Origin of the sequence: Paraburkholderia steynii (genome assembly GCF_900100565.1) — a bacterium.
GTDB lineage: Bacteria > Pseudomonadota > Gammaproteobacteria > Burkholderiales > Burkholderiaceae > Paraburkholderia > Paraburkholderia terrae.
On sequence record NZ_FNDI01000001.1, the window covers coordinates 749,136 to 771,776 of the forward strand.

Here is a 22,641-nt window from a genome sequence, read left to right on the forward strand (position 1 = left end):
AGCGAAAGCCATACGGGGTTAAGGGTTAAACGATCGCTTCGTGTTGCTCACGAGGCACCTACACAACAACAAAAAAACACTTCGATGCAAGATTCCGCGGTCAGCTTTGCGGAACCAGCGCCTTGTACCACTGCGTCACCTGCTCGACCGCCTGGTCGATCGACAATGCCGAGGTATCGAGGAGCTGTGCATCCGCTGCGGGCTTGAGCGGCGCGGCTGTGCGCTTGCTGTCGCGCTCGTCGCGTTCACGCAAATCCCGGAGCAAGTCATCCATATTAGCAGAAAATCCTTTTTGGATCAATTGCTTATGCCGACGGGCCGCGCGAGCCTCGACGCTGGCCGTCAAAAACACCTTCAGAACGGCGTCCGGAAAGATCACCGTGCCCATGTCGCGGCCGTCTGCGACCAGGCCCGGCTGCTTGCGAAAGGCCCGCTGACGGGCCACCAGAGCGGCTCTAACGGGCGCATGAACGGCGATTGCCGACGCCCGGTTGCCGACTTTCTCAGCGCGGATGTCGGTCGATACGTCGACGCCGTCCAGCTGCGCAATGCCCTCGCGGAAGGTGATATGGAGCTCGCCGATCAGGTTTGCAAGGGCGTCGGCGTCGTCGGCGGCGATGTCGTAGCGCACGCTGGCGAGCGCGGCGAGCCGGTACAGCGCGCCGCTGTCCAGCAGGTGGAAGCCGAGTTCGGCGGCCACCACGGCGGCCACGGTGCCTTTGCCGGATGCGGTCGGGCCGTCGATCGTGATGACGGGCGTCTGGTGAAAGGGACGGGTCGGTTTCATCGAGAAAGTCGCCCGTGGGAACAGGCAGCGAATGTTGTCAAGACGGGTCAGGGTTGGGCGAGCGCGAGGAAGCGCTCGAAATAGTCGGGGAACGTCTTGCCGACGCATTTCGGGTCGTTGATCCGCACGGGCACGCCGCCGAGGCTCACCAGCGAGAAGCACATCGCCATGCGGTGATCGTCGTAAGTGTCGATTGCGGCGTTCGGCGTCAGCTTTTCAGGTGGCGTGACGACGAGGAAATCGTCACCCTCCTGCACCTTGGCGCCCACTTTGCGCAGCTCGGTCGCCATCGCGGCGATGCGGTCGGTTTCCTTCACCCGCCAGCTCGCGATGTTGCGCAGCGTCGACGTGCCGTCGGCGAACAGCGCGGCGACGGCGATCGTCATCGCTGCGTCGGGAATCAGGTTGAAGTCCATGTCGATGGGATCGAGCTTGCCGTGGTCGTTGCCGACGCCGCGCACTTCGATCCAGTCGTCGCCCATCGTGACGTTCGCGCCCATCTTCATTAGCGCCGTCGCGAAACCGACATCGCCCTGGATGCTCGCGCGTCCCACGCCTTCGACGCGCAGCGGTCCGCCGCCCAGCGCGCCAGCCGCGAGGAAATACGAGGCCGACGACGCGTCGCCTTCGACCATGATCTTGCCCGGCGACTGGTAACGCACGCCGTTCGGAATCGTGAAGCGCTCCCAGCCGAGCCGCTCGACCTTGATACCAAAGCGCGCCATCAGCGCGATCGTGATCTCGATATACGGCTTCGAGATCAGCTCACCCGCCACTTCGACGATCGTCTCGCCGCTTTCCGTTTTCACGAGCGGCAGCGTCATCAGGAGCGCCGTCAGGAACTGGCTCGACACGTCGCCGCGCACACGGATGGGTGCATCGAAGGAAATCTGCGCGGGACGGATGCGCAGCGGCGGAAAGCCTTCGTTCTCTTCGTAATCGATCTTCGCGCCGATCTGCCGCAGCCCGTCGACCAGATCGCCGATTGGCCGTTCGTGCATGCGCGGCACGCCGTGAATCCGGTAGTCGCCGCCGTTCACGGCAAGCGCAGCCGTCAGCGGCCGAACCGCCGTGCCCGCGTTGCCGAGGAACAGATCCGCGCGCGCCGCGGGGAGCGCACCGCGCGTGCCCGTCACGACGCAGGTGTCACCGTCACGCTTGACCTTCACGCCGAGCTTTTCGAGCGCGTCGAGCATCACGCGCGTGTCGTCGGAATCGAGCAGATTGGTGATCGTCGTCTCGCCCTCGGACAAAGCCGCGAGCAGCAGCACACGGTTCGAGATGCTCTTCGAGCCGGGCAGACGGACGGTGCCGGACGCACGGGAAAATGGTCCGAGATCGAGATGTTCCATGTGAATTCCAGTGTCCAGTTATTTCGACGCGTCGTCGGTTGCTGAGCGTTCGGGCGACGCTTTTTGCGTTGGCGTTGCGCGTTCCTGCCATTCGCTGCGCGCCGCGCGCGAGCGGGCGAACACGGCTTCGAGCGTCGCGCCGTCGCCGGCTTCGATCGCGCTGCGTAGACGCGCCAGCACCGCCGTGTAGCCGTCGATCTCATCGAGCAGCGCCGAGCGGTTCGCCACGCAGACGTCGCGCCACATTTCCGGGCTCGACGCGGCAATCCGCGTGAAGTCGCGGAAACCGCCCGCCGCGAAGGAGAACTTCAGCGCGGCATCGGATGAATTGAGAATTTGCTCAACGAGCGCGAACGACAACACGTGCGGCAAATGGCTGACTGACGCGAACACGCGGTCATGCTGATCCGCCGGCATCGCGTGTACGCTGGCGCCCGTGGCGCGCCACATCGCGGCAATACGGTCGACGCAAGCCTGCTGGTTCTCCGGCAACGCACACAACACGACGTTGCGGTTCACGTACAGATCGGGCAACGCGGCGTCGACGCCGCTCGATTCCCGGCCCGCGATCGGATGACCGGGCACGAACTGGCCGATGCGCTCGCCCAGCGCCGCGCGCGCCGCAGCAACGACGTCCGACTTCGTGCTGCCAGCGTCGGTGACGATCGTCGACGGGTCGAGAAACGGCGCAATGCGTTCCAGCAAGGGCTGCGTCTGCGCGACGGGTGCCGCGAGCAGCACTACGTCGGCGCCTTTCAGCGCAGCGCGCAGCGCAGCGTCGTCGGCGAGCGAGGCGCTCGCGTCGATCACGCCCAGCTCGAGCGCGCGCTCCGTCGATGCAGCCGACCGTCCCACGCCAATCACCCGCCGCTCGCCGCCCACGTCGCCGCGTTCGCGCAGCGCGCGCGCAAGCGATCCGCCGATCAGCCCGACGCCGAAAATCACCAGTTTGTCGAAAGAGAACGCTGCCACGTCAGTCACAGAAAAAACGCGCCTCGCTATTTTCGAGGCGCGTGGATTGCATTGAAACGCTCAGGCCGTCGCCAGCGTCTTTCCGAGCGCCGCGATGAACGCCTCGTTTTCTTCCGGCAGGCCGATCGTCACGCGCAGCCACTGCGGCAGGCCGTAGCTGCCCACCGGCCGCACGATCACGCCCTGCTTCAGCAGTTCGAGATTCACGCGGTTACCCGCGCCGTCGTCGTTACCGACGCGCACCAGCACGAAGTTGCCGTGCGACGGCACGTATTCGAGACCGAGCTTGTCGAACGCTTGCGTCAGGCGGAGATAGCCTTGCGCATTCAATTCGGCGCTCTTTTGCAGGAACGGCTTGTCGTTCAGCGCGGCGATCGCGGCCGCTTGCGCGAGCGTGTTCACATTGAACGGCTGACGCAGACGGTTCATCAGATCGGTGAGTTCCGGCTGCGCGATGGCAAAGCCGACACGCAGACCGGCGAGGCCGAACGCCTTCGAGAACGTGCGCGACACCAGCAGGTTCGGATAGCGGCGCACCCACGCGATCGAGTCATAGCGCTTGTCCGCGCTCAGATATTCCGTGTACGCCTCGTCGAGCACCACGGCGACGTGGCGCGGCACCTTCGACAGGAAGGCTTCGATCGTCGCGCCGTCGATGAACGTGCCCGTCGGATTGTTCGGGTTCGCGACGAAAACGAGGCGCGTGTCGTCGCTGATCGCGGCGAGCATCGCGTCGAGATCGTGGCCGTACTTCACGGCGGGCACGACGATCGCGCGCGCGCCGAGGCCTTGCGTCGCCAGCGCGTATACGGCGAACGAGTATTGCGCGTAGACAACCGACTGGTTTTTCTCGACGAACGCATGCGCGGCCAGTTCGAGAATGTCGTTGCTGCCGTTGCCGAGCGTGATCCAGTCGGCGGGCACGTCGTATTGCGCCGAAAGCGCGGCCTTCAGTTCGAACGCGTTCGCGTCCGGATAGCGGCCGAGTTCACTCGCCGCCTGCGCCATCGCCGTTTTCGCGGACTCCGGCATGCCGAGCGGATTCTCGTTCGATGCGAGCTTCACGATACGCGCTTCGTCCAGCCCAAATTCGCGCGCGACTTCCGAAATCGGCTTGCCAGCCACATAAGGCGCGATCGCGCGAACGTAGGACGGACCGAAAGACGTTGTCATGTGTATCTCCGGATAATTCCTGGACTTGCTTATTGGTTGCGAAATGTTTGCGAAACGAGATGTCGGACGTATCAGCGGGCCCGCGGATACGAGCCGAGAATCTTCAGGAAGTCTGCTTTCTGGCCTAGATCGGCGAGCGCGGCTGTAACGGACGCGTCGTCGCGATGGCCTTCGACGTCGATGTAGAAGTAATACTCCCACGTGCCGACGCGAGCCGGACGCGACTCGAAACGCGTCATCGACACGCCGTGGCGCGCGAGCGGTTCGAGCAGCTTGAACATCGCGCCCGGCTCGTTCGCGACGGACACGATCAGCGACGTCTTGTCGTAGCCGCTTGCGCCCGTCGGCTGCTTGCCGATCATCACAAAGCGCGTGCGGTTGTGCGGGTCGTCCTGGATCAGCGCGTAAGCGACTTGAAGACCGTATTGCGTTGCCGCGCGGTCGCCCGCGATGGCCGCGATGGTCGGATCTTCCGCCGCCATGCGCGCGGCTTCGGCATTGCTCGACACAGCCTGGCGCTCGACATGCGGCGCGTGCGTGGCCAGCCAGCGCTGGCACTGTGCAAGCGCCTGCGCATGCGCGCACACGCGCGTCACACCGGCCAGCCCGCCGTTGAGCGTGAGCAGATTGTGATGGATCGGCAACGCGAGTTCGCCGCCAATCAGCAGTTGCGTTTGCAGCAGCAGATCGAGCGTGCGCGACACCGCGCCTTCCGTCGAGTTTTCGATGGGCACGACGCCGAATTCCGCGCCACCCGCTTCGACTGAGCGAAACACTTCGTCGATCGACGAACAAGGCAGCCCTTCGATCGACTGACCGAAGTACTCGTGCATGGCCTGTTCGCTATACGTGCCGGCTGGCCCAAGGTACGCGGCCGTGATGTTCTTTTCGAGCGCGCGGCTCGCGGCCATGATTTCGCGCCAGATCGCGCTGATGTGTTCGCCGGCGAGCGGGCCTGCGCTCATGTCCTGCAGACGCGCGATCACCTGCTGCTCGCGCTCCGGACGAAACACGGGCGCGTTGAAGTGCTTCTTGACCTCGCCGACTTCGAGTGCGACCGCCGCGCGCTGATTCAGCAGCGCGATGAGCTGCGCGTCGATCGCGTCGATGCGTTCGCGCAGCGGTTTGAGTTGAGAATTGAGTTCGTCGTCCATGCTTCTAAAGGACCGCTTCGAGTCCTGTATAGGGCCAGTTCGGAGAGGATGCGCGCGCAGCGACCGGAAGGATCACGCGCTGCGCTGTTCGAATTCCCTCATGTACTCGACAAGCGCTTTGACGCCTTCGAGCGGCACCGCGTTGTAAATCGACGCCCGCATGCCGCCGACGGACTTGTGGCCCTTCAGCTGCACCAGCCCGCGCGCTTTCGCGCCGGCCAGGAAATCTTCATTGCGCGACTCGTCGGCGAGGAAGAACGGTACGTTCATCCGCGACCGCGCGTTGCGCTCCACCTTGTTCAGATAGAAGCTCGATGAATCGATGGTGTCGTACAGCAGCTTCGCCTTCTCGACGTTGCGTGCCTCGATCGCCGTCAACCCACCCTGCTTCTTCAACCACTTGAACACCAGCCCGGCGATGTAGATCGCGTACGTGGGCGGCGTGTTGTACATCGAATTGTTCAGCGCGACGGTCTTCCATTCGAATGCCGACGGACACACGGCCATCGAACGGTCGAGCAGATCCTCGCGCACGATCACGACAGTCACGCCCGCCATGCCGATATTCTTCTGCGCGCCACCAAACAGCACGCCATATTTGGCGATGTCCATCGGGCGCGACAGGATGTGCGACGACGCGTCGGCGACGAGCGGAATGTCGCCGAGATCGGGGATCTCGAAGGTCTCGACGCCGTGGATCGTTTCGTTCGTGCATAGATGCACGTAGGCGGGATCGTCGGACAGGTTCCACTCGGCGCGCGCCGGAGCGCGCGTGAAACCGTCGACCGTTTCACCGCTTGCGGCAATGTGCGCCGCGCCGTACTTCTGCGCTTCCTTGAACGATTTCTGCGACCAGGAGCCCGTCACGACGAAGTCCGCGCGCGCCTTGCGGCCCATCAGGTTCATCGGCACGATTGCGTTTTCGCCGAGCCCGCCGCCTTGCAGGAAGAGAATCTGATGGCTCGCGGGCACGTGCAGCAATTCGCGCAGGTCGGTCAGCGCCTCTTCATGAATCGCCATGAACTCTTTGCCGCGATGGCTCATTTCCATCACGCTCATGCCGCTGCCGCGCCAATCGAGCATTTCGTCGGCTGCCTGGCGCAGCACTTCTTCGGGCATGGCCGCAGGACCGGCGGAGAAATTGAAGACGCGCATCGTGAGAACCCTGGGAAGCAGGCACGCGGCATGGAAAAGAGCCGAAAACCGCGCCTGAAAGAAAATGGCCGTCTGCGCGCAAGCGCAAACGGCCATTATCGCATTGACGCTCGAAACCCGCCAAACCCCGGCGTTTCAAGGGAATTGTCGCACTCCCTCTCACGCCACCCGTGACAGGCGCCTCGAACGCCGTTCAGCCTCGTTCGACCTGCTTACTTCGCCGGCTTGACGGAAGCGACTTCCTTGTCAGCCTGGTCGCGCGTTGCCTTGATCGATTGCGGCATGTACTTCTGCATCAGACCGTTCACAACGTCGCGGCCAACCTGGTCTTGCACCTGGATGAACTTGCGGCCCGTCGGGCTCTTGTAGAACGCCGTCAGATCGTTGATTTCCTGCGTGCTGTAGTACTTCGCGTAGGCGTCGTACTGAGCTTGCATCGCGTCCTGCTTGAACGAATCCGTAGCGAAGACCTGGCCTGCCGAGTCCACCAGCTTCGGCACAGCATTCTTCTGCAGCGACGGGACGGAAGCCTGCTTTTGCTTGTCCGTCATCGTCTTGTTTTCGGACAGCGCGTCCGACAGGATGGCCGGGACGAGCTGCTTTGCCTGCATCTGCGCGCTGTTGCCGATTGCGCCGACCAGCTTCTGTGCGTCGATCGCGTCGAGCAGATTCTTGATGGCAGCCTGCTTCGCCGGGTCGACGGGGGCAGCGGCAGCCGGAGCAGCCGGAGCCGGCTGCTGGGTTTGCAGCGCTTGCGCCATCGCGAGGGTCGGGACGAAAGCGGCCAGAACCATCAACTGCTTGAAACGTTTTTGCATCACTACTCCCTAAGAGAAATTAACCTAACTGCTTCGCCGCGCAGGCGGCGCATCGGCCCGATGCGCTCAACATGCCCGCGTGGCTTTACGCATTACTTGAGAAGCTTCGCTGCGGATCACGACGCTTCGCTTTCGTCCCCGCCCGCTTCGTCCGCAGGCGCGTCGGCATCGCCGTCCACGTCTGCTTCCGCTTCAGCAACCTGCTGCAGACCGGAAAGCTTGGTGCCTTCATCAAGGCTGATGAGTGTAACACCTTGCGTAGCGCGGCCCATTTCTCGAATTTCCGACACACGCGTGCGGATCAGCACGCCTGTATTGGTGATCAGCATGATCTGCGCTTCGGCGTCGACCAGCGTCGCGGCGACCACCTTGCCGTTACGCTCGGACGTCTGGATCGCGATCATGCCCTTTGTGCCGCGGCCGTGGCGCGTGTACTCCGTGATCGGGGTGCGCTTGCCGTAGCCGTTCTCCGTTGCCGTCAGCACCGACTCCTGTTCATCGCCCGCGACGAGCAGCGCAATCACCTGCTGGCCGTCTTCGAGCTGCATGCCGCGCACGCCGCGCGCTTCACGGCCCATCGGACGAACGTCGTTCTCGTCGAAGCGGACTGCCTTGCCCGAATCCGAGAACAGCATCACGTCATGCTCGCCGTCGGTGATCGCCGCGCCGATCAGGTAATCACCGTCATCCAGACCGACCGCGATGATGCCCTTCTTCAGCGGACGGCTGAATGCTTCGAGCGGCGTCTTCTTGACCGTGCCGAGCGCCGTCGCCATGAAGATGAACTTGTCGGCCGAGAATTCCTTGACGGGCAGCACGACCGTGATCTTCTCGCCTTCCAGCAGCGGGAACATGTTGACGATCGGACGGCCGCGCGAATTGCGCGACCCTTGCGGCACTTCGTAAACCTTCAGCCAGTAAACGCGGCCGCGGTTCGAGAAGCACAGGATGTGGTCATGCGTGTTCGCGATGAAGAGCGTGTCGATCCAGTCGTCTTCCTTCATCTGCGTCGCCTGCTTGCCGCGACCTCCGCGCTTCTGGGCGCGATATTCGGACAACGGCTGCGATTTCACGTAACCGGAGTGCGACATCGTCACGACCATGTCCTGCGGTGTGATGAGGTCTTCCGTGTTCAGTTCGGTCGCGTTCATCTCGATGCGCGAGCGGCGTTCGTCACCAAATTCGCTCTTGATCGAGACCAGTTCGTCGAAGATGATCGAAGTTATGCGCTCGGGGCGCGCGAGGATATCCAGCAAATCGGCGATCTGCGCCATGACGTCACGGTACTCGCTGAGGATCTTGTCCTGCTCGAGGCCCGTCAGGCGTTGCAGGCGCATCTGCAGAATTTCCTGCGCCTGCGTGTCCGACAGACGGTAGAGTCCGTCGGCCTGCATGCCATACGCCGGGTTCAGCCCTTCCGGACGGTACGCGGCGCGGCCGCCCGACGAAGCATTGTCCGTCTCCGCGCGCTGCAGCATTTCGCGCACGATCGACGAATCCCACGGGCGGTCCATCAACTCCTGCTTCGCGATGGGCGGCGTCGGCGCGGCCTTGATGATCGCGATGAAATCGTCGATGTTGGCAAGCGCGACGGCGAGGCCTTCGAGCACGTGGCCACGTTCGCGCGCCTTGCGCAGTTCGTATACAGTGCGCCGCGTCAACACTTCGCGACGGTGCGACAGGAAATGCGACAGCATTTCCTTCAGGTTCAGCAGCTTCGGCTGGCCATCGACCAGCGCGACCATGTTCATGCCGAACGTGTCCTGAAGCTGCGTCGCCTTGTACAGATTGTTGAGAATGACCTCAGGCACTTCGCCGCGCTTCAGTTCGATCACGACGCGCATGCCGCTCTTGTCGGATTCGTCGCGAATGTCCGAGATGCCTTCCAGCTTTTTCTCATTCACGAGCTCGGCGATCCGCTCGAGCAGCGAACGCTTGTTCACCTGATAAGGCAGTTCGTCGACGATGATCGCCATGCGCTGGCCGCGATCGATCTCTTCGAAGTGCGTGGTCGCGCGCATCACGACGCGCCCGCGCCCCGTGCGGTAACCGTCGCGCACGCCGGCGACACCGTAGATGATGCCGGCCGTCGGGAAATCCGGCGCCGGCACGATCTCGATCAGCTCGTCGATCGTCGCTTCCGGGTTCTTCAGCAGGTGATGACAGGCGTCGACGATTTCGGTCAGATTGTGCGGCGGAATGTTCGTCGCCATGCCGACGGCAATGCCCGACGAGCCGTTGATCAGCAGGTTCGGGATGCGCGCGGGCAGAATGGTCGGCTCGTTTTCGCTGCCGTCGTAGTTCGGCTGGAAGTCGACCGTTTCCTTGTCGATGTCGGCGAGCAGCTCGTGGCCGATCTTCGCCATGCGGATTTCGGTGTAACGCATCGCCGCGGCGTTGTCGCCGTCGACTGACCCGAAATTGCCTTGTCCGTCGACGAGCATGTAGCGCAGCGAAAAGTCCTGCGCCATGCGGACGATCGTGTCGTATACAGCCGAGTCGCCGTGCGGATGGTACTTACCGATCACATCGCCGACGATACGCGCCGATTTCTTGTACGCCCGGTTCCAGTCGTTGTTCAGTTCGTGCATGGCGTACAGCACGCGCCGGTGAACCGGCTTCAGACCATCGCGGACATCGGGAAGCGCGCGCCCTACAATCACGCTCATCGCGTACTCGATATACGAGCGGCGCATTTCCTCCTCTAGGGAGATTGGTAGAGTCTCTTTGGCGAATTGATCCATTGTCCGTATCGTTTACGCGCGAAGACGATGAGGGAAACGCGTTCTTCACCTCACCGCTTGGGCCTACCCCTATGCATCTGCGAGCGCAGCGCATCACGCGATTCTACCATGCGCCGCATCCGCTCCCGGCGACATGCGTATACCTATTAGTGGGACGCGCGAAAACGGCACCTGGAAGCGCCTCGCGAGCGTGGTGACCGGGCCCGGAAAATGCTGCCTGTCAAGCCGCCCGAAACGGCCTCCGGCGGGCTCTTGACGAACTTGCCACCTTCTGTTGCGCATGCACCACATTCGACCGGGCGTATGAATAGGGGGCGGATTTTTTTATCGTCGGAAGGGAACGATATGGCAAAATGCCAACGCACAAAGTTAGACACTGCTCGAAGTCTACGCACAGCGTCTTTTGTTCCGCACCGATGTTATACTTCGAGCAATGTATGACTGGTCTTTGTCAACAGGCTCGCAGTAAACCTGCGGTAATCTCAATTTCGAGAGGAGAAATATGAATAAACTTTCAAAGCTCGCGTTCATTGCAGCTACCGCAGTTATGGCTGCATCCGCTATGGCACAGTCGGTGCCGGCGTCGCGACAAGCCACCAACGACAACTGGGTGAACGGCACCGGCGAATACGTGTGGATGAACGGCACGAATGAGCTTTGCTGGCGCGACGCGTTCTGGACGCCGGCAACGGCTAACGCAAAGTGCGATGGCGCACTGGTCGCACAAGCACCGACGCCGCCGGCACCTCCGGCACCGGTCGCTCCGGCTATCACCAGCCAGAAGATCACGTATCAAGCTGACACGCTGTTCGACTTCGACAAGGCAATTCTGAAGCCGGCTGGCAAGGAAAAGCTGGACGATCTCGCATCGAAGATTCAAGGCCTGAACCTGGAAGTCGTCGTGGCCACTGGCTACACCGACCGCATCGGTTCGGACAAGTACAACGACCGTCTGTCGCTGCGTCGTGCTCAAGCTGTCAAGGCATACCTGGTCAGCAAGGGCATCGAAGCCAACCGTATCTACACGGAAGGCAAGGGCAAGCGCAACCCGGTTACGACGGGCTGCAACCAGAAGAACCGCAAGCAACTGATCGCCTGCCTCGCACCGGATCGTCGCGTGGAAGTCGAAGTTGTCGGTACTTCGAAGCAGTAAGCTGCAAAAAAACGCAGTATCCAAAGCCCCGCTTCGGCGGGGCTTTTTTTATGCTCCGTCTGCGCGGCGTCAACCACCGCACGAGACGACACCCAACAAGCGCGACCGGGCGCTTTTTGCCGCCCCATGCGCAGCCCTATATACTCAGGGTTTCTCCGATCCACCCGCTTTCCCGCCCTCGAGGCCGCATCCGTCATGACCAATGCCGATCCCCACGAACTGCAGAAATTCAGCGATCTCGCGCATCGCTGGTGGGACCCGAACGCCGAGTTCAAACCGCTGCACGAACTGAATCCGGTGCGTCTCAACTGGATCGACTCGCACGCGCATCTCGCGGGCAAGCGCGTGCTCGATATCGGCTGCGGCGGCGGGATTTTGTCGGAGTCGATGGCGACTTTGGGCGCCGATGTGAAGGGAATCGACCTTTCCAATGAAGCTCTGGGCGTCGCGGATCTTCACAGCCTTGAAAGTGGTGTAACGGTAAGTTACGAGGAGATCGCTGCGGAGGCGCTGGCGGCCCGCGAACCTGCGTCGTTCGATGTCGTTACCTGCATGGAAATGCTCGAGCACGTGCCCGACCCGTCGAAGGTCGTCGAAGCGTGCAAGACGCTCGTCAAGCCGGGCGGCTGGGTGTTCTTTTCGACGCTCAATCGCAATGTGAAGTCGTACCTGCTTGCGGTGGTCGGCGCGGAGTACATCGCGCGCATGCTGCCAAAGGGCACGCATGACTACGCCCGCTTCATCCGTCCCTCGGAGCTTGCCGGCTTCGCGCGCGCGGCGGATCTGCACACCGTCGAAATCAAGGGCATCACCTACAACCCGCTCACGCGCCATTTCGGCGTGTCGAACGATACCGACGTCAACTACATGCTCGCGTGCCGTCGCGAAGCCTGATCCAGCGCCTACTTCAATGAGCGATCCCACGCCCCTGCCACAGCGCGAAGACGACGAAGCATCGATCGGTCTTTGCCAGGGCATTCTGTTCGACCTCGACGGCACGCTTGCCGACACCGCGCCCGACCTTGCCGCAGCCGTCAACAAGATGCGCCATGAGCGCGGCCTCGATATGGTGCCGCTGGAGAAGTTGCGCCCGCTCGCGTCAGCGGGCGCGCGCGGCCTGCTCGGCGGCGCGTTCGGCATTGGCCCGGACCATCACGACTACGCGTCCATGCGCGACGAGTTCCTGGCGAACTACGAAGCGGATCTATGCATCGAAACGCTGCTGTTCCCAGGCATTGGTGACATTCTCGATGACCTCGACGCGCGCGGCGTGCGCTGGGGCATCGTGACGAACAAGGTCGCGCGGCTGACAGAACCGCTCGTCGCCCAGCTTGGGCTGGGCGCGCGTGCGGGCTGCGTCGTTAGCGGCGACACGACGCCGCATTCGAAGCCCCATCCCGCGCCGCTGCTGCACGCCGCGAAGGAGCTGGACCTGCAGCCGGAGCGGATCGTCTATGTCGGCGACGATCTGCGCGACGTGCAAGCGGGCTTTGCGGCCGGCATGGTGACGGTCGCGGCGGCGTACGGTTATTGCGGCAACGACATTCCGCCTACGCAATGGCACGCCCAGCATGTCGTCAAGACGACGGGCGAACTGCATAACCTGCTGCGCGACATCAGTTAATGGACGCATCCACTGCGTACGGGAGGGCGCGTTCGTTTCGCCGTGACTCGCGAGCGCCGCTACTGTAAAATGATGATGTGAGCCACCTGCGTGGCTCATTCCTTCTGCGGGGGCGACCTGGTTTCGACAGGGGTTGCGAAGCGGCTAGGGCATGTCGAGGCCCCGTAACCTCGTAAATCAGCGGGAAAAACGTAACTGCAAACGACGAAACGTTCGCACTGGCAGCCTAAGGGCCGCCGTCCTCTGCCTAGTTCACTGACGGGCTAGTGTCGCAAGACCGGTAGCAATACCGACAGAGGTCATATACGTCAGTTAAGCCTTGGCGGCGTCACGACGTCCGGGTCGAAAATCTAGTGAATCGCTGTAGCGCAGCGTGTTCGTCCGCGTCGCTCCGGTTAAATCAAAAGACAGAACTAAACATGTAGAACTAGTCGTAGAGGACTTCTGGACGCGGGTTCGATTCCCGCCGCCTCCACCAATATTCAATACGGTGCAGTACGCCGCAGTACGAAAACCCGCACAGCGAAGCGCTCTGCGGGTTTTTTGTTGCCGTCGTCCGCACGCGAGTACGACGGGCGCCGGCTCGGCCACCCTATACCGCGTCTCCCGGGCGCGCGCTTTCGCGCATTTGACATTCGTTCGCGCCCCGTTTTCAACCTTTTCTGATAGTCACTGCGGCTGACCTGACGTCAAATGAACGGCCGTCTCCAAGTCCGACGGCACGCCCTATCCGCCCAGTACAACTAACCAAACGGGAGATGCACAAAATGACCAATATAGACGACCCCATTATGGCCCGCCTCGGTGACGCCACCGACCACGGCGGCAAGATCGTCGAGGCGACACAGGATCTGACGGATGAAGGTATCGCCATCGCGCTCGACGGTCACCTGGTCGCATGTCCGCGCTGCGGCGGCAAATATCCGATCATCGCTAGCGGGCGACGCCGGCACAACGGCAAGCGCATCGCCTACATCGGCGACATCACGACCTGTGGCGCGACGCTCGTCCGCGCATAACCACGCGCGATACGCCCCTTCCCCGCAAAAATAAAGCCCGCGGCAGCATCACGCTGCGCGGGCCACGCGCCAGTCGCACCACGTCGGCAGAGCCAGAACCGTCACGCTGCGGCGCGCACGTACACCTCTTCCGTTTCCTGAATGAACTTGCTGTTGCAGAACTCCCGCTCGGCTTTCGCCCGCGCATGTCGTCCCATCGCGGGTAAGTCGCCGCGGTTCGCGAGGATCGCGCGCAGGCGCCCGGTCATCGCCTGCGTGTCGCGCGGCTCGACGATCCAGCCGTCGACGCCATCGTCGACGTTCTCAGGCAAGCTCGCGTACCGCGTGACGAGCACCGGCCGCCCCATCGCCATCATCTCCCGGCACGCGAACGAACTGCTTTCCACCGCGTACGACACCATGAAGCCGACATCGAACGTCGCGATGTAGTCGCGGACGTCGTCCGTGAAGCCGCTGATCAGCAGATGCTCGTTCATATTCAGCACGTCGATGACCTTGCGCTGCTCGTCATTCGGCTCCGTCCCGACAACGACCAGCACGACCTGTCTGCGCAGATCGTCGGGCAACGCGGCGACGGCCGCCACCATGTCCATCGTCCCCTTGTACCAGTCGAACCCCGTAATGGTCCCAATCACCAGCTTTCCTGCGTGCCCGACGCCTAGCAGCGCATCGCGCCTGCGCGCGGCTGCTGCGTCGTCGAAAGGCGCATAGAAATGGATGTCGACGCCATTCGGAATCACCGATAACCCGCAATCCGCATACACCGACCCTTCGAGCAATTGCGCCGCCGGCTTCGACACGGCGATCACGTGATGCGTCGCGCGCCGCGCCTTGAGCTTCGTCATGAAGTCGCGCTTGACGCGGATCGTGTTGTGCTTGGTGTAGACGCAATACGGCCGCTTGAACGAGGCGAATAGCGTCGCCAACATCACGAGCCGATGATCGGGCGAGCCGTTCACATGAACCACGTCGAAGCGCTCGCGCTTAAGCAGCGCGCGCAGTTCGCGGATCGCGCCGACAAAGCGCCCGAATTCCTCGAGCTTGGCGGGAAACTCCATCGGCAGCGCGCGGATATTGGCAACGCAGCTTGCATGCTGCAACAGCCTGCTGGATTTTGGCGCACCGACGAAGACTTCGTGGCGCTCGGCCAGAGCCCGCGCAATAGAAACGACGTATGTGTCGTGACCGCCTCCGCGACCTTTATGGAAGTTGGTCAATAGTATTTTCATACTCGGCTTCCCCGTATTCGAGGGCTTGAATTCGCCGCTCGGCCCGCGTCCAACAGTGCAGGCCGGCGCAATGCAATTTGCATTGCCTCGTGATAGATCAGGGGAATTATACCGTCCGGGTCGCGCCCCTTTTAGGCTTCCGGGATAGCCAAAGCGTGGTCAGATCAGTGCGAACAGATATGAAAAGGCCCGCTCTCGAACGAGACGTGCCTTCCTGAACGCATGCGACGGGTGTTTTTCGACGAACAACAGATGGAATAACAAGGCGCGCCAGCCGTTTATTCGATGCGCGCACATTCAAAGCATTTAAGGCGCGCACCCACCGAACGATTGCATACACTCCATACACAACACGTCAGAACAGGAGCCGCATCATGCGCAAGACTCTCCTTCTCATCGCCGCGCTCGCCGTGCAACAGGCCGCCTTCGCCGCGCCGCCGAAAACCATGGACGGACGTTTCGTCGACGCACAGGGACGCACGCTCTACACCTTCGACAAGGACACGACACCGGGCAAGAGCGCCTGCTCGGGCGGTTGCGCGGCGGCATGGCCCGCCGCCGCCGCCGAAGCCAGCGACAAGCCCTCGGGCGACTGGACCGTGATCGACGGTGCGGACGGCCAGCGGCAGTGGGCGTACAAAGGCAAGCCGCTCTACCGCTTCGCGAAGGACGAGAAGCCCGGCGACATGAAGGGGGACGGCTTCAAGGACGTGTGGCACACAGCGAAGCCGTAATCCAGCCAGCCGTTCCAATGACGCACGCGACGCCGCAAGGCGACGCGTGCGTTGTGTCGTTTACTGATCCTCAGGGCACTTGAGGTTGCAGCCGTTCGGATCGCCGTTGTCGCCGCGCTTGCGCAGCTTCGTAGGCTTGTCGCTCTGATATTTCTTCGACGGTGCCGATGCACCGAACGGCATCTGCGGATGCTCGTTCAACTTGAACTCTTCGGTCAGGATACCGCCCGGCACGCCCGGCGAATTCTGCGCAAAAGCAACGGACATCGTGGCAAACAACGCGCCGGCCGTGAGGGCGGCAGCACAAGCGGGAACGAAATATTTCATATCGAATCGATGCGGCAGACGACGCCGCGCAATTAAGGCAGGATCACGAAAGCGTAGAGATTATCGCAAAGCGCCGTGCAGCGCAGCGTCGGCAGGCGTATTCGTTGTTACAGGCGCTTACCCTCCACCCTTCGACGGCCCGCGCCGGCCCTTCGTCTCAAGCCCCGCTCTCCTCCAAACCCGCCTCCAGTTCGAGCAGTTTCCCGCAATCGCCGGGATCGTAGCCTTCCAGATGCGCAACGCTCTGCCGGAACGCATTGCCGCGCATCACCGACATCACCGTTGTCAGCGGCTCGCGCTCCAAGCGCGCGCGATCGCATGCGAAGTAATAGTCCTCGTCGACAACCGGGATGAAGTCGAGCCCGAAGTGATGCGCCGCCGGCTCGACGCCGAAGCCGACGTCCGCCATCCCGCTCGCGACGAAAGCCGCGATCGCCGAATGGGTGAGTTCAGTCGACGCATAGCCGTTGACGCGATCCGGATCGACACCGACGCGCCGCAACGCAAGATCGATCAACATCCGCGTGCCGGAACCATGCTGGCGGTTGACGAACCGGATGTCGTCGCGTGCGAGGTCGGTCAAACCGCCTATCCCCTTCGGATTGCCCTTCGCGAGAAAGAGCCCCTGCTTGCGCCGTGTCAGATGCACGAGCACATGTCGCTGCGGATCGAGCCACTGGCGATACTTATCCGCGCACACCGCGCGAAACTCGCCGCGCGGCAGATGGAAGCCCGCCAGATCGCACTCGCCGCGCGCGAGCGCCGTGATCGCTTCGGCGCTGTCGCGGTATTTGATGTCGAGGGGGACTTCGTCGGCGACGAGCGCCGTCACGAGCGCCGCCACCGCATAGCCATGCGATGCATGAATGCGCACGTCTTCGGCGGGCGGCGCGAGCCAGCGGTTCAAATCGGCGGCGACTTCGCTCGCCAGCGCCTGCATGTTGCCATCCAGACGCTCGCCGCAAAGTCGTTGCGCGCGCAACACTGCCCGCCCGAGTTCCGAGAGTGCCGAGCCGCGGCCACGCTCTTTCTCGATTAGCGCGCCGCCCAGCTGAGTCTCGATGGCGCGCAGCAAACCCCACGCATGACGGTAGGACAAACCCTTAAGCGCAGCAGCCTGCGCGATGCTGCCTGTCTGGTTCACAAGGGACAGTAGCGGCATAGCGTCAGTCAGGCTGGACGTTTGGCCGTTGCTGTCCCGCACAATGAGCTGTGCCTGGCATTCGATTCGAATCATATATGTTCTAGCAGTTCCTATTGCGAAAGCCGATCCACCCGCCTATCGTTCGCATTGATATATCAAACAAGCAAAGCATAGATGCGCGGGTTATGAATAACAAGTGCATATATCGACTTTGGAGGAGCCCCACTGTGAATCGACCGAACGCCATTGCGCCAGACGAACTCGTGCAACGTCACGCACGACCCGGCATGTCGCTGGTTGCGCTACTGCACGCCATTCAGGACGACGTCGGCTTCGTGCCGCCCGACACCGTCGCGCCGCTCGCGCGGACGATGAACCTGTCACGGGCGGAAGTCCATGGCGTCATCACTTATTACCATCACTTCCGCCAGTCGCCTGCCGCGCCCGTCACGGTGCAGCTGTGCCGCGCGGAAGCATGCCGCAGCATGGGTACGGAAGCGCTCGCGCAGCATATCGAGGCGCGCACGGGTTGCCGCTTCGACGCGCACAAGCACGACGCACACAACCACGACCATGACCACGCCTGCGACGGCGCTGTCGGTCTCGAATCGGTGTATTGCCTCGGTCAATGCGCGCTGTCGCCCGCGATGATGATCAACGGCGAGCTGCACGCCAAAGTAACGCCGCAGAAGTTTGACGCACTGCTCGCAGCGGCAATGAAACGTGTGGAGGAAACGGTATGACGCGCATCTACGTTCCCCGCGATTCCTCGGCGCTGGCGCTCGGCGCGGACGCGCTCGCCACGGCAATCGTCGATGAAGCGAAAGCGCGCGGCATCGATATCGAACTCGTGCGCAATGGCTCGCGCGGTCTGCTGTACCTGGAACCGCTCGTCGAAGTGCAGACGTCCGAAGGCCGCATCGGCTATGCGAACGTCGAAGCGGAAGAGGTCGCATCGCTGTTCGACGCGGGCTTTATCGAAGGCAAGGCGACGCACGCGAAGCACGTCGGCGTCGTCGACGAGATTCCGTATCTGAAGAAGCAGCAGCGCCTGACGTTCGCGCGCATCGGCATCACCGACCCGCTTTCGACCGACGACTACGTCGCCAATGGCGGCATCGTCGGCCTGTATAACGCGCTCGCGATGTCCGGCGACGCAGCCGTCGACGCGCTGATCGAATCCGGCCTGCGCGGCCGTGGCGGCGCGGCGTTCCCGGCCGGTATCAAGTGGCGCACGGTGCGTGCCGCGAAGGCCAATCAGAAGTACATCGTCTGCAACGCGGACGAAGGCGATTCGGGCACGTTCTCCGACCGCCTGGTGATGGAAAGCGATCCGTTCGTGCTGATCGAAGGGATGATCATCGCTGGCATCGTGGCGGGTGCGACGGTTGGCCATATCTACGTGCGCAGCGAGTATCCGCATTCGATCGCCACGCTCGAAGCCGCGATCGTCAAGGCGCGTGCCGCCGGGTGGCTCGGCGACAGCGTGCTCGGATCGGAACACCGCTTCGAGCTGTTCGTCGCAAAGGGCGCGGGCGCGTACGTATGCGGCGAGGAAACGGCGCTGCTCGAATCGCTCGAAGGCAAGCGCGGCATCGTGCGCGCGAAGCCGCCGCTGCCTGCGCTCGAAGGCCTGTTCGGCAAGCCGACCGTGATCAACAACGTGATCACGCTCGCCACCGTGCCGATCATCTTCGCGAAGGGCGCGGCGTTCTATAAGGACTTCGGCATGGGCCGTTCGCGCGGCACGCTGCCGTTCCAGGTCGCAGGCAACGTGAAGCGCGGCGGTCTCGTCGAACTCGCGTTCGGCTGCACATTGCGCGAACTGATGTTCGATTACGGTGGCGGTACGGCAAGCGGCCGTCCGGCGCGCGCGGTGCAGGTGGGCGGCCCGCTCGGCACGTATCTGCCCGAGAGCCAGTGGGACATCCCGCTCGACTATGAGGAATACGCGAAGGTCGGCGCCGTCGTCGGTCACGGTGGCCTGGTGATTCACGACGACACGTCGAACCTCGCCGATCTCGCGCAATACGCGATGCACTTCTGCGCACTCGAATCGTGCGGCAAATGCACGCCGTGCCGGATCGGCTCGACGCGCGGCGTCGAAGTGATCCAGCGCATTCGCAACGGCGACACGTCGACGAAGCAGGTGCAATTGCTGCGCGATCTGTGCGACACGATGGTGTCGGGTTCGCTGTGTGCGATGGGCGGCATGACGCCGTTCCCTGTCGTCTCCGCCCTCGACCATTTCCCCGAAGACTTCGGTCTCGAAACCGCCATTCCGAAAGCGGCAGCCTGACCAAGGAGCCCAACATGTCCGATCCGATCACCTTCAAATCCGGCGGCTGCGGCTCCGGCAACTGCGCCTGCAAGGCGGGCGCGCTGCGCAACGAACGCGGCCCGATGGACGATACCGATTACGGCACGCCGCTGCGTCATTCCGACGTCGACGTGACGCTCGAAATCGACGGCCAGATGATCTCGGTGCCGGCGGGCACGTCGGTGATGCGCGCCGCCGCCGAGGCAGGCGTCAACATCCCGAAGCTGTGCGCAACCGATTCGCTCGAACCGTTCGGCTCGTGCCGTCTGTGTCTCGTCGAGATCGAAGGACGGCGCGGTTATCCGGCGTCATGCACGACGCCCGTCGAAGCGGGCATGAAGGTCCGCACGCAAACGGACCGTCTGCAAGGACTGCGCCGCAACGTGATGGAGCTCTACATCTCCGATCACCCGCTCGACTGCCTCACCTGCCCCGCCAACGGCAATTGCGAACTGCAGGACATGGCGGGCGTCACGGGTCTGCGCGAAGTGCGCTATGGCTTCGACGGCGCGAATCACCTGAAGGACAAGAAAGACGAGTCGAACCCGTACTTCACGTACGACCCGTCGAAGTGCATCGTCTGCAACCGCTGCGTGCGCGCCTGTGAAGAGACGCAAGGCACATTCGCGCTGACCATCACCGGCCGCGGCTTCGAATCGCGCGTCGCCGCGAGCGAAAGCCAGCCGTTCATGGATTCGGAGTGCGTGTCGTGCGGCGCGTGTGTCGCAGCTTGCCCGACGGCGACGCTGTCGGAAAAGAGCATCGTGATGCTGGGCCAGGCGGAGCATTCCGTCGTGACGACCTGCGCGTACTGTGGCGTCGGTTGCTCGTTCAAGGCCGAGATGAAGGGCAACACCGTCGTGAGGATGGTGCCGCACAAGAACGGCCAGGCGAACGAAGGCCATGCGTGCGTGAAGGGCCGCTTCGCATGGGGCTACGCGACGCACAAGGACCGCATCAAGAAGCCGATGATCCGCGCGAAGATCACCGATCCGTGGCGCGAAGTCAGCTGGGAAGAAGCGCTGAGCTACGCGGCGTCGGAGTTCCGCCGCATCCAGGAAAAGTACGGCCGCGATTCGATCGGCGGCATCACGTCGTCGCGCTGCACGAACGAAGAAACGTATCTGGTGCAGAAGCTGGTGCGCGCCGCGTTCGGCAACAACAACGTCGACACCTGCGCACGTGTCTGCCACTCGCCGACGGGCTACGGCCTGAAGACGACGCTCGGCGAATCGGCGGGCACGCAGACCTTCGCTTCCGTCGATAAATCCGATGTGATCATCGTGATCGGCGCGAATCCGACCGACGGCCACCCGGTGTTCGGCTCGCGTCTGAAGCGGCGTGTACGTGAAGGCGCAAAACTGATCGTCGTCGATCCGCGCCGCATCGATATCGTCGATACGGCACACGTGAAGGCCACGCATCACCTGCAACTGCGTCCGGGCACCAACGTCGCGATGGTCACGTCGCTTGCGCACGTGCTCGTGTCGGAAGGCCTGCTCAATGAGGCGTTCATCGCTGAGCGCTGCGAGACGCGCGCGTTCCAGCACTGGCGCGATTTCGTCGCGCTGCCGGAGAACTCGCCGGAAATGATGGAAAGCGTGACGGGCGTGCCGGCGCAACAGGTGCGCGAAGCCGCGCGCCTGTATGCGACGGGCGGCAACGCGGCGATCTACTACGGCCTCGGCGTGACGGAACATGCGCAAGGCTCGACGACTGTGATGGGAATCGCGAACCTTGCGATGGCAACGGGCAACATCGGCCGCGAAGGCGTCGGCGTGAATCCGCTGCGCGGCCAGAACAACGTGCAGGGTTCGTGCGACATGGGCTCGTTCCCGCACGAACTGCCGGGCTATCGCCATATCAGCGATACGGTGACGCGCACGCTGTTCGAAGGCGAATGGGGCGTGACGCTGCAGCCGGAACCTGGCCTGCGCATTCCGAACATGTTCGACGCGGCACTGCACGGCAGCTTCATGGGCCTGTATTGCCAGGGCGAAGACATCGTGCAGTCCGACCCGAACACGCAGCATGTAGGCGCGGCGCTGTCGTCGATGGAATGTATCGTCGTGCAGGACATCTTCCTGAACGAAACTGCGAAGTACGCACACGTGCTGCTGCCGGGCTCGACCTTCCTCGAGAAGGACGGCACGTTCACCAACGCCGAGCGCCGCATCTCGCGCGTGCGCAAGGTGATGCCGCCGCTGGCCGGTTACTCGGACTGGGAAGTGACGATCCTGCTCGCTCGCGCGCTCGGCTACGAGATGAACTACACGCATCCGTCGCAGATCATGGACGAGATCGCGCGCCTCACGCCGACTTTCCACGGCGTGTCGTATGCGAAGCTCGACAAGCTGGGCAGCATCCAGTGGCCGTGCAACGAGAACGCGCCGGAAGGCACGCCGACGATGCACATCGACGAGTTCGTGCGCGGCAAGGGCAAGTTCGTGATCACGAAGTACGTCGCGACGCCGGAAAAGGTCAATCAGAAGTTCCCGCTGATCCTGACGACGGGCCGTATTCTGTCGCAGTACAACGTCGGCGCACAGACGCGCCGCACGGAGAACTCGCTCTGGCACGACGAGGATCGTCTGGAGATTCATCCGCACGACGCCGAAGACCGTGGTATCAAGGATGACGACTGGGTCGGCATCGAGTCGCGCGCGGGCTACACCGTGCTGCGCGCGAAGGTAGCGGACCGGATGCAGCCGGGCGTCGTCTACACGACGTTCCACTTCCCCGAATCCGGCGCCAACGTGATTACGACGGACAGTTCGGACTGGGCGACCAACTGCCCCGAGTACAAGGTGACGGCCGTGCAGGTGATGCCTGTCGAGCAGCCGTCACAATGGCAGAAGGATTACTCGCGCTTCAACAACGAGCAGCTCGAGCATCTCAGCAAGCGTGAGATGGCCACCACGTCAGGCAAATGAGGC

Annotated in this window: 19 protein-coding genes and 1 other RNA gene; 9 read left to right on the top strand and 11 right to left on the bottom strand. The window is 62.8% G+C overall.

Annotation, left to right across the window (positions count from 1 at the left end; translation table 11 throughout):
* Positions 1-100 precede the first annotated feature (100 nt).
* The 8 genes from cmk to gyrA form a co-directional block, all read right to left on the bottom strand.
* Positions 101-787: a (d)CMP kinase gene (cmk, locus tag BLT65_RS03360; RefSeq protein ID WP_091774665.1), complete on the bottom strand. Its 687-nt coding sequence runs from the start codon at positions 785-787 to the stop codon at positions 101-103.
* A gap of 47 nt (positions 788-834) precedes the next feature.
* The gene (gene aroA, locus BLT65_RS47775) at positions 835-2,139 is read right to left on the bottom strand and encodes a 3-phosphoshikimate 1-carboxyvinyltransferase (protein ID WP_167306444.1); all 1,305 of its coding nucleotides are present in this window, start codon (positions 2,137-2,139) and stop codon (positions 835-837) included.
* Positions 2,140-2,157: 18 nt separating this feature from the next.
* Complete coding sequence (locus tag BLT65_RS47780; RefSeq protein WP_167306445.1) at positions 2,158-3,120, bottom strand: prephenate dehydrogenase; 963 nt, start codon at positions 3,118-3,120, stop codon at positions 2,158-2,160.
* Between the two features lie 51 nt (positions 3,121-3,171).
* Positions 3,172-4,284 carry a histidinol-phosphate transaminase gene (hisC, locus tag BLT65_RS03370; protein ID WP_091774667.1) on the bottom strand — a complete coding sequence of 371 codons (1,113 nt, stop codon included), beginning with the start codon at positions 4,282-4,284 and terminating at the stop codon, positions 3,172-3,174.
* A 71-nt stretch (positions 4,285-4,355) separates the two neighbouring features.
* Complete coding sequence (pheA, locus tag BLT65_RS03375) at positions 4,356-5,438, bottom strand: prephenate dehydratase (protein ID WP_007576436.1); 1,083 nt, start codon at positions 5,436-5,438, stop codon at positions 4,356-4,358.
* Between the two features lie 72 nt (positions 5,439-5,510).
* Positions 5,511-6,593, bottom strand: a complete 1,083-nt coding sequence (serC, locus tag BLT65_RS03380; protein WP_091774948.1) for a 3-phosphoserine/phosphohydroxythreonine transaminase — start codon at positions 6,591-6,593, stop codon at positions 5,511-5,513.
* Positions 6,594-6,805: 212 nt separating this feature from the next.
* On the bottom strand, positions 6,806-7,411 hold the full coding sequence (locus tag BLT65_RS03385; protein WP_007576434.1) for a DUF2059 domain-containing protein: 606 nt from the start codon (positions 7,409-7,411) through the stop codon (positions 6,806-6,808).
* A gap of 116 nt (positions 7,412-7,527) precedes the next feature.
* The gene (gene gyrA / locus BLT65_RS03390) at positions 7,528-10,155 is read right to left on the bottom strand and encodes a DNA gyrase subunit A (protein ID WP_081921369.1); all 2,628 of its coding nucleotides are present in this window, start codon (positions 10,153-10,155) and stop codon (positions 7,528-7,530) included.
* Positions 10,156-10,657: 502 nt separating this feature from the next.
* Between gyrA and ompA the strand changes: the two genes are divergently transcribed.
* The 5 genes from ompA to BLT65_RS03415 all read left to right on the top strand — a co-directional run bounded on the left by ompA (position 10,658) and on the right by BLT65_RS03415 (position 13,951).
* Positions 10,658-11,308 (top strand): outer membrane protein OmpA, encoded by a 651-nt coding sequence (ompA, locus tag BLT65_RS03395; RefSeq protein ID WP_007576432.1) that lies wholly within the window; start codon positions 10,658-10,660, stop codon positions 11,306-11,308.
* Positions 11,309-11,503: 195 nt separating this feature from the next.
* A complete protein-coding gene (gene ubiG, locus BLT65_RS03400) occupies positions 11,504-12,202 on the top strand; it encodes a bifunctional 2-polyprenyl-6-hydroxyphenol methylase/3-demethylubiquinol 3-O-methyltransferase UbiG (protein ID WP_091774669.1) in 699 nt (232 codons plus the stop codon).
* 16 nt (positions 12,203-12,218) lie between these two features.
* Positions 12,219-12,932, top strand: coding sequence for an HAD family hydrolase (locus BLT65_RS03405; RefSeq protein ID WP_042314500.1), 714 nt, complete (start codon positions 12,219-12,221; stop codon positions 12,930-12,932).
* Positions 12,933-13,040: 108 nt separating this feature from the next.
* Positions 13,041-13,410, top strand: a transfer-messenger RNA (tmRNA) gene (ssrA, locus tag BLT65_RS03410).
* Between the two features lie 289 nt (positions 13,411-13,699).
* Positions 13,700-13,951 (top strand): PAAR domain-containing protein, encoded by a 252-nt coding sequence (locus BLT65_RS03415; protein ID WP_091774671.1) that lies wholly within the window; start codon positions 13,700-13,702, stop codon positions 13,949-13,951.
* Positions 13,952-14,052: 101 nt separating this feature from the next.
* Here BLT65_RS03415 and BLT65_RS03420 read toward each other — a convergent pair whose 3' ends face one another.
* Positions 14,053-15,180, bottom strand: a complete 1,128-nt coding sequence (locus tag BLT65_RS03420) for a glycosyltransferase family 4 protein (RefSeq protein ID WP_091774673.1) — start codon at positions 15,178-15,180, stop codon at positions 14,053-14,055.
* A 374-nt stretch (positions 15,181-15,554) separates the two neighbouring features.
* Between BLT65_RS03420 and BLT65_RS03425 the strand changes: the two genes are divergently transcribed.
* Positions 15,555-15,914, top strand: coding sequence for a COG4315 family predicted lipoprotein (locus tag BLT65_RS03425; RefSeq protein WP_091774675.1), 360 nt, complete (start codon positions 15,555-15,557; stop codon positions 15,912-15,914).
* 60 nt (positions 15,915-15,974) lie between these two features.
* On the opposite strand, the gene BLT65_RS03430 is transcribed toward BLT65_RS03425, so the two are convergent.
* Positions 15,975-16,241, bottom strand: coding sequence for a hypothetical protein (locus BLT65_RS03430; protein ID WP_091774677.1), 267 nt, complete (start codon positions 16,239-16,241; stop codon positions 15,975-15,977).
* Positions 16,242-16,398: 157 nt separating this feature from the next.
* Positions 16,399-17,478, bottom strand: coding sequence for a substrate-binding domain-containing protein (locus BLT65_RS03435; RefSeq protein WP_007745725.1), 1,080 nt, complete (start codon positions 17,476-17,478; stop codon positions 16,399-16,401).
* Between the two features lie 92 nt (positions 17,479-17,570).
* On the opposite strand from BLT65_RS03435, the gene BLT65_RS03440 reads away from it, so the two are divergent.
* Genes BLT65_RS03440 through fdhF form a run of 3 tightly spaced genes read left to right on the top strand, consistent with a single transcriptional unit; the run spans position 17,571 to position 22,638 of the window.
* Positions 17,571-18,128, top strand: coding sequence for an NAD(P)H-dependent oxidoreductase subunit E (locus tag BLT65_RS03440; RefSeq protein WP_425273093.1), 558 nt, complete (start codon positions 17,571-17,573; stop codon positions 18,126-18,128).
* On the top strand, positions 18,125-19,684 hold the full coding sequence (locus BLT65_RS03445; protein WP_091774682.1) for a formate dehydrogenase beta subunit: 1,560 nt from the start codon (positions 18,125-18,127) through the stop codon (positions 19,682-19,684). Before BLT65_RS03440 ends, BLT65_RS03445 begins: the two co-directional genes overlap by 4 nt.
* Before the next feature lie 14 nt (positions 19,685-19,698).
* Positions 19,699-22,638, top strand: a complete 2,940-nt coding sequence (fdhF, locus tag BLT65_RS03450; protein WP_042314495.1) for a formate dehydrogenase subunit alpha — start codon at positions 19,699-19,701, stop codon at positions 22,636-22,638.
* The last annotated feature ends 3 nt before the right edge of the window (positions 22,639-22,641 follow it).

What these genes read in the sequence shown, in the direction of transcription:
- BLT65_RS03405 (WP_042314500.1), top strand. Translation starts at nt 12,219, where the DNA reads ATGAGCGATCCCACGCCCCTGCCACAGCGCGAAGACGACGAAGCATCG.
- BLT65_RS03430 (WP_091774677.1), bottom strand. Translation starts at nt 16,241, where the DNA reads ATGAAATATTTCGTTCCCGCTTGTGCTGCCGCCCTCACGGCCGGCGCG.
- BLT65_RS03425 (WP_091774675.1), top strand. Translation starts at nt 15,555, where the DNA reads ATGCGCAAGACTCTCCTTCTCATCGCCGCGCTCGCCGTGCAACAGGCC.
- fdhF (WP_042314495.1), top strand. Translation starts at nt 19,699, where the DNA reads ATGTCCGATCCGATCACCTTCAAATCCGGCGGCTGCGGCTCCGGCAAC.
- BLT65_RS03435 (WP_007745725.1), bottom strand. Translation starts at nt 17,478, where the DNA reads ATGATTCGAATCGAATGCCAGGCACAGCTCATTGTGCGGGACAGCAAC.
- gyrA (WP_081921369.1), bottom strand. Translation starts at nt 10,155, where the DNA reads ATGGATCAATTCGCCAAAGAGACTCTACCAATCTCCCTAGAGGAGGAA.
- hisC (WP_091774667.1), bottom strand. Translation starts at nt 4,284, where the DNA reads ATGACAACGTCTTTCGGTCCGTCCTACGTTCGCGCGATCGCGCCTTAT.
- BLT65_RS03420 (WP_091774673.1), bottom strand. Translation starts at nt 15,180, where the DNA reads ATGAAAATACTATTGACCAACTTCCATAAAGGTCGCGGAGGCGGTCAC.
- BLT65_RS03445 (WP_091774682.1), top strand. Translation starts at nt 18,125, where the DNA reads ATGACGCGCATCTACGTTCCCCGCGATTCCTCGGCGCTGGCGCTCGGC.
- ompA (WP_007576432.1), top strand. Translation starts at nt 10,658, where the DNA reads ATGAATAAACTTTCAAAGCTCGCGTTCATTGCAGCTACCGCAGTTATG.
- aroA (WP_167306444.1), bottom strand. Translation starts at nt 2,139, where the DNA reads ATGGAACATCTCGATCTCGGACCATTTTCCCGTGCGTCCGGCACCGTC.
- ubiG (WP_091774669.1), top strand. Translation starts at nt 11,504, where the DNA reads ATGACCAATGCCGATCCCCACGAACTGCAGAAATTCAGCGATCTCGCG.
- pheA (WP_007576436.1), bottom strand. Translation starts at nt 5,438, where the DNA reads ATGGACGACGAACTCAATTCTCAACTCAAACCGCTGCGCGAACGCATC.
- BLT65_RS03415 (WP_091774671.1), top strand. Translation starts at nt 13,700, where the DNA reads ATGACCAATATAGACGACCCCATTATGGCCCGCCTCGGTGACGCCACC.
- BLT65_RS03385 (WP_007576434.1), bottom strand. Translation starts at nt 7,411, where the DNA reads ATGCAAAAACGTTTCAAGCAGTTGATGGTTCTGGCCGCTTTCGTCCCG.
- serC (WP_091774948.1), bottom strand. Translation starts at nt 6,593, where the DNA reads ATGCGCGTCTTCAATTTCTCCGCCGGTCCTGCGGCCATGCCCGAAGAA.
- cmk (WP_091774665.1), bottom strand. Translation starts at nt 787, where the DNA reads ATGAAACCGACCCGTCCCTTTCACCAGACGCCCGTCATCACGATCGAC.
- BLT65_RS03440 (WP_425273093.1), top strand. Translation starts at nt 17,571, where the DNA reads ATGAATAACAAGTGCATATATCGACTTTGGAGGAGCCCCACTGTGAAT.